The sequence below is a fragment of the Curtobacterium sp. B18 genome (genome assembly GCF_000333375.1).
Lineage (GTDB): Bacteria > Actinomycetota > Actinomycetes > Actinomycetales > Microbacteriaceae > Curtobacterium.
Map to the genome: position 1 here is coordinate 1 of NZ_BACZ01000378.1, position 5,632 is coordinate 5,632.

Consider the following 5,632-nt stretch of genomic DNA (forward strand, 5'->3'; position numbering starts at 1 on the left):
CCGACACTCCGAGCGAGGCGCCGAGTCCGAAGTTGGGGTCCAGGATCGCCTTGAACGCCAGTCCGATCGCCGCGGAGGACAGGATGAGCGGCAGGAAGTAGATCGCGGCGAGGATCGCGCGGTAGCGCTGGTTGCCGGCGACGAACACGCCGAGGAGCAGGCTGATCGGGGTCTGCACGACCCAGGACAGCACCACGACCTCGAGGGTGAGCAGGAGCGCGTGCCAGGTGCCGGAGTCGGCGAGGACCGAAGTCCAGTTGGACAGTCCGACGAAGGTCGGGGAGGAGATCGCGTCCCACGTGGTGAAGCTGAGCCAGAGGGCCACGACGAGGGGCACGAGGGCGAAGACGGCGAAGAAGACGAGCGCGGGGACGGCGTACCACCCCGACGGGCCCGCCGCCCGGGCGGACCGCTGACGCGATCCGCCCGGGCGAGTGGTGCTGAGCGTCATGAGGGTCCTACTTGCCGATCGTCTGGTTCATCGCGTCGGAGAACTGCTCCGGCGTGATCTGCTTGCTGAACAGCTTGTCGAGGTTGGTCAGCAGCGCGGTCGACTGCGCAGCGGGGAGGGCCTGGTCCCACGACATCTGGAAGTTCGGCGCCTGGTCGATCAGCGACGAGGTCTGCCCGACGAAGGAGTCGGAACCGCCGCTGATCTGGCTGGCGACGTCCGTCACCGGGGGAACCTGCCCGTTCTTCAGGAGCCGCTCGGTGTACTCGTCGTTGAAGGTGCCCTTCGTCAGGTACGCGATGGCTGCCTTCTTCTGCGACTCGGATGCGTCGGCAGAGACGGAGAAGTAGCCCGAGACGTTGCCGACGATGTTCTTCGGGTCGCCCTTCCCGCCGTCCACCGCGGGGAAGTTGGTGTAGCCGAGGCCGGACTTCGCGAAGTCAGCGGCCGACGTGGTGAAGGTGCCGTAGGCCCACGCGCCCTGCAGGAGCATGCCGGCCTTGCCGGTGTAGAGCAGCGCGGCGTCGGCGTTGCTGTCGGCGACGACGGAGTTGAAGTCGGAGCCGAACCCGCCCGCGTCGACGAGCTGCTGCAGCATCGTGTTCGCCTTGATGATGCCCGGGTCGCTCCAGGCGTCCTTCTCGCCGTTCTCGACGGCCTTGAACGCGTCGGGGCCAGCGACGCGGTCGACGAGGTACTCCTCCCACATCAGTTCCGGCCACTTGCTGCCACCGGCGAGCGCGATCGGCAGGACGCCGGCGGACTTGAGCTTCTTCACCGCGGTGAGGAGTTCGTCCCAGGTCTGCGGCTGGTCGACGCCGGCCTTCTGGAGGACGTCCTTGTTGAAGTAGAGCATCACCGGGTACGACGGGTCCATCGGTACGGCGTAGGTCTTGCCGTCGACGACGCCGAGGTCGAACACCGACTTGTTGTACTTGTCCTGCACCGACTTGACGTCGTCGGTGAGGTCGGCGACCTTGCCGGCCTTAACGTAGCTGTCGAGCGTGCCGCCTGCCCAGCTGTAGATGATGGTCGGCGCCTGACCGGCACCGACCGCGGTACGGATCTTGGTCTTGTACGCGTCGTTGGCGAAGTACTGCGCGCTGATCTTCTGGTCCGGGTGCTCCTTGTTCCACGCCGCGACCGCCGGCTCGACGACCGTGGTCTGGTCACCGGTCAGCGCCCACAGGGTCGCCGGACCGGTCGTTCCGGACCCGCTGCCGGAGGCGGAGCAGCCGGTGAGGGTCGCCACGAGGGCAGCGGTCACCGCCGCAGCGGTGATGAGGGTGCGGGTCTTGCGGCCGCGGGGAGAGGTCATGAGAGGCATCCTTGGCTCGATCTCGTTCGGGTACCGGTCCCGCGGGGCGACGGTGACCGGGACCTTCCACCGTCCAGCCGGGATCAGGCTGGCCGGGCAGTGGAAGGGCTGGCACGACCATAGGCGGCTCCCAGCGCGGCACGACACTGTTGCGTCCTGGTTGGAAAACTTTTCGCGGTCACGACGATTCCCGGACGCGAAAGCTCTTCCTGCGGAGAGCCTGCGGGGAACACCCCGGACGTCATCACGGCCGCGAAGAACGCCCAGAACGCCGGACAGTTCTGGCGCCTGATGAAGAAGGGCAGCACCACCACACTGCTGAACGAGTCCGGCGGCCGCGCCCTCGGCGCATGGCAGGGCGCCTCCTCGGTTCGACCGACCAGTCGTGGCAGCTCTCCACCCTCGCGAACGGGAACCTGTCCATCGTCGACCGCAACAGCGGCAAGTCGCTCGGGATCTACCAGGCCAGCAAGGCTGGCGGGGCGCAAGCGGTGCAGTGGACCGCGAACACCAGCGCCGACCAGCAGTGGTCCATGGTGCAGAGTGGGACGTCCTGGCAGATCAAGAACGTCAACAGCGGCCTCGTCCTCAGCGTCCAGGGCTCGACCGCTGACGGAGCGAACGTCGTCCAGACCGCGGCCGGGACCGGATCCGATCAGCGCTGGCGGCTCGTCCAGCTCAGCAACCAGTAGCGCAACCCGCGGCCTCCGCAGCACGTCCAGGAGGCGCGGTGCGGGTCCGACCCGCACCGCGCCTCCCGTCACGGTTGCGCTCTCCGTCCGCGTCAGCGGACCGCGACGCGCAGCGGCTGCGGGTCCACCGGGTCCGGCGGGACCGGCAGCGAGCCGCGGATCTGGTTCTGCGCCTGGCACTGGCTCGTGCAGTTCGTCGCCCCCTGCGAGAGCTCGACGGCGTCCTCGCCGAGCACCCCGCCCATCCGGCCGCCCGGCTGGACGGTCCACGTCGTCGTGGTCGCGGTCTGCGATGTCTTGGTCGCGACCTGCGGGCTGTCCTTGCCGAGCAGCATCTGGTGGGCGCCGCTGCCCGAGGTCACGGCGGGGGTGCCGTCGCCGAAGTTGATCTTCCCGGTGTACGGGTTCGTGAAGTAGAACAGGCCGGCGCCGAGCGTGTGCGTGAACGTCACCGGCTGGGCGAACTCGGTCTCCATCTGGAAGATGCCGCCCTGCGCGCCGTCCTTCGCCTGCACCTTGAGCTTGCCGGCCCCGGTGGCGAAGATCGCGACGAGGGTGTCGTCCCGCACCTCGAGCGACGACAGCCTCGCGCCGGCGAGCTGCGCGGCGGTCAGCGACGGGACCTTCGAGGCGAACACCACGGTCGGCTTCGTCACCATCCGCTGCGTGTCCGGCGCGCCGGTGAGCGTGTAGTCGTACACGCCGAGGTCGGCCGTGCGGATATCGAACCCGTTGTGCTTGCCGCGCACCGCGATAGTGCCCGAGACGGCGACGTCCTTGACCTTGAAGTCCTTGCCCGGTGCGGGGTTGGTGGTCGTGCCGTTCAGGGTGACGGCGTAGTCCCCGCCGGTCGAGGTCTTGCCGGACGCGTTCGCGGGGGCGACCCCGGCGAGGGCGACCGCGGCGACGACGCCCGCGGTGACCGCGGCGACGATGCCGATGCGCCGTCCGTGGCGCTGGTGCGTGCTGGTCATGGTGTGCCTCCTGGTGTGCTGGGGGTGAGAACCCCTCGACACCGATCGTCGCCGCCCCGCCGCGGCCGCACCATCGGACCTTGGTACTAGTACCCGTGGTCCCTGCCCCAGAGCGCCGCACTCGTGCGGTCGGCCACCCCGATGCGGCGGAAGAGACTGCCGGCGTGGACCTTGACGGTCCGTTCCGCGATGCCGAGTTCGGTCGCGATCTGTCGGTTCGACAGGCCCCGGGCGATCCGGACGAGGACGTCGCGTTCCCGGGGCGGGAGCTGGACGTCCGGTGCGGTGGTCGACGTGGTCGACGTGCCGCCGGGGAGCAGCGCACGGGCGACCCGGGGGTCGATCGGTGTCTCGTCGCGGGCGGCCGCGCGGACGGCACGCACGACCTCGTCCGGGGCGGCGTCCTTCAGCAGGTACCCGGTCGCCCCGGCAGCGAGTGCGGCACGCACCCGACCGTCGTCGGCGAACGTGGTGAGGACGAGGACCCGGACGTCGGGCATCGCCGACCGCAGCGCCGCCGTGGCAGCCACCCCACCGGCCCCCGGCATCGACAGGTCCATCACGACGACGTCCGGCCGGAGTCCGGGCGCGAGCGCGACGGCCTCCTCGCCGGTGGCCGCCTCGCCCACGACCTCGCAGTCACCGGTCGCCGCGAGGACGGCCCGCAGTCCGCTCCGGACGAGGGCGTGGTCGTCCACGACGAGGACCCTCACCGCAGCGCCTCGGTGTCGACCGGCACGCGCAGTCGCCAGGTCGTCCCGGCACCCGGAGCGGTCTCGAGCTCGAGCGAGCCGCCGGTGTCCTCGGCGATCTCCCGCAGGAGCGTGGTGCCGAGGTGCCCCGGACGGTCCGGGGCCGTCGCACGCACCGGGTCGAAGCCCACGCCGTCGTCCGAGACCGTGACCACCAGCACGGCACCGCGGCCGGCGCCGGAGGCACCCGGGGCCGCCGCGACCTGCACGTCGACGACGGAGGCGTTCGCGTGCGTGACGACGTTGGCGACCGCCTCGCGGACGAACCGGACGACCGCGAGCAGCGCCGCGGACGACGCCTCGACCGGGTCCGGCACGTGGAGGCTCGTGGTGAGCCCGGCGGCGCGCGCCCGTGCGCAGACGTCGTCGAGCGCCGCGCCCAGGCCGTCCCGTTCGGGAGCCGCCGGACGGATCGCGGACATCGAGCCGCGCAGCGACGACACCGCACCGCGCAGGGCCGCCGCCGCGTCACGGGTGGCCGGGTCCGCCCCGAGCGAGAGGGCGAGCCCGGCGACGTCCTGCACCGGGCCGTCGTGCAGGTCGGCCGCCATGCGTCGGCGTTCGGCGGCCTCGGCGTCGAGCGCACGACCGAGCAGCCGCTCCCGCGCGCGCTGCCCCGACCGGATCCGGAGCAGCAGCCAGAGCAGCAGCGGGACGAGCAGGGCGAGCACGACGCCGACGGTGCCGAACGCGAGGGCGGCGAACGCGCTCCGCAGGTCCGCGGCGCGGGACACGACCTCGTCGTAGCGCTGGTAGGCCTCGAACAGCAGCGCCTCGCCCGACGGGGTGTGCACCGCCTGGTACGCCTCGAGCAGCGGGCCGTGCCCCCGTTCGAAGCGGTTCTCGGGCTCGGACAGGTCGGACACCTCGGCGTCGGACCGGTCGGTCTCCAGCGCTTCGAGGTCCTCGGCGCCCAGCGGGAACCGTTCCCCGACGAGCCGGGCTTCGTCGGACCAGAGGACGGTGCCGTCGGCGGCCCAGAGCTTCATCCGCACCGCGGACCCCGCCCGCAGCTCGCCGGCCACCGCATCGGCCAGTCGTGCGCGGGCCGCAGCCCGTTCGGAGGTGGGCGCGTCGGGGTCGGCGATCGCGTCCACCAGGGCGGGCTCGACCACGACCCGCGCCAGTGCGGCCGTGTCCGACGTCGCGTCACGGACGGCGAAGCCCTCGGCGATGCGCTGCGAGACGAGCGCGCCCGCCGTGGCGACGGCCGCGCCCCCGACGAGGGCGGCGATCACCACCCCGACGAGGACCCTGCCCCAGGGCGTCCGGCCGGTCCGACGACGCTGGTCGGCCGCGACGAGCACCAGCGGGGTCCCCGCCGCTTCGGTGTCCGACGACCGGTGTCCACGCACAGGGCCACCGTAACGGTGCCGGCCCGGGTCCGGTGGGTGCGCCCCGACGACCGGTGGTGACGGTGACGCACGCTGGACAGACGGGAGGCG

General features: G+C 71.7%; 5 protein-coding genes and 1 pseudogene. 1 reads left to right on the top strand and 5 read right to left on the bottom strand.

The window, feature by feature from the left end:
• Together I5E_RS10465 and I5E_RS10470 are read right to left on the bottom strand one after the other, a co-directional pair.
• Positions 1 to 451, bottom strand: a pseudogene (locus I5E_RS10465) (sugar ABC transporter permease); the annotation flags it as partial.
• 7 nt (positions 452 to 458) lie between these two features.
• Positions 459 to 1,769 (bottom strand): extracellular solute-binding protein, encoded by a 1,311-nt coding sequence (locus I5E_RS10470; RefSeq protein WP_022906935.1) that lies wholly within the window; start codon positions 1,767 to 1,769, stop codon positions 459 to 461.
• A gap of 350 nt (positions 1,770 to 2,119) precedes the next feature.
• Here I5E_RS10470 and I5E_RS10475 point away from each other — a divergent pair, with 350 nt between their 5' ends.
• Positions 2,120 to 2,461, top strand: coding sequence for an RICIN domain-containing protein (locus tag I5E_RS10475; RefSeq protein ID WP_022906936.1), 342 nt, complete (start codon positions 2,120 to 2,122; stop codon positions 2,459 to 2,461).
• A 92-nt stretch (positions 2,462 to 2,553) separates the two neighbouring features.
• Here the strand turns inward: I5E_RS10475 and I5E_RS21610 are convergent, their stop codons facing one another.
• From I5E_RS21610 to I5E_RS10490, 3 genes are all read right to left on the bottom strand, one after another.
• Complete coding sequence (locus I5E_RS21610; protein WP_022906937.1) at positions 2,554 to 3,435, bottom strand: hypothetical protein; 882 nt, start codon at positions 3,433 to 3,435, stop codon at positions 2,554 to 2,556.
• A gap of 86 nt (positions 3,436 to 3,521) precedes the next feature.
• Positions 3,522 to 4,133, bottom strand: coding sequence for a response regulator (locus I5E_RS10485; protein WP_261974899.1), 612 nt, complete (start codon positions 4,131 to 4,133; stop codon positions 3,522 to 3,524).
• Positions 4,134 to 4,144: 11 nt separating this feature from the next.
• Entirely contained in the window at positions 4,145 to 5,542 is a 1,398-nt protein-coding gene (locus tag I5E_RS10490) for a sensor histidine kinase (RefSeq protein WP_022906939.1), read from the bottom strand.
• Between the last annotated feature and the right edge of the window lie 90 nt (positions 5,543 to 5,632).

Bases quoted from the DNA above. Each gene is read 5' to 3' on its own strand.
- I5E_RS10475 (WP_022906936.1), top strand. From the start codon at position 2,120: ATGGCAGGGCGCCTCCTCGGTTCGACCGACCAGTCGTGGCAGCTCTCC.
- I5E_RS10470 (WP_022906935.1), bottom strand. From the start codon at position 1,769: ATGACCTCTCCCCGCGGCCGCAAGACCCGCACCCTCATCACCGCTGCG.
- I5E_RS21610 (WP_022906937.1), bottom strand. From the start codon at position 3,435: ATGACCAGCACGCACCAGCGCCACGGACGGCGCATCGGCATCGTCGCC.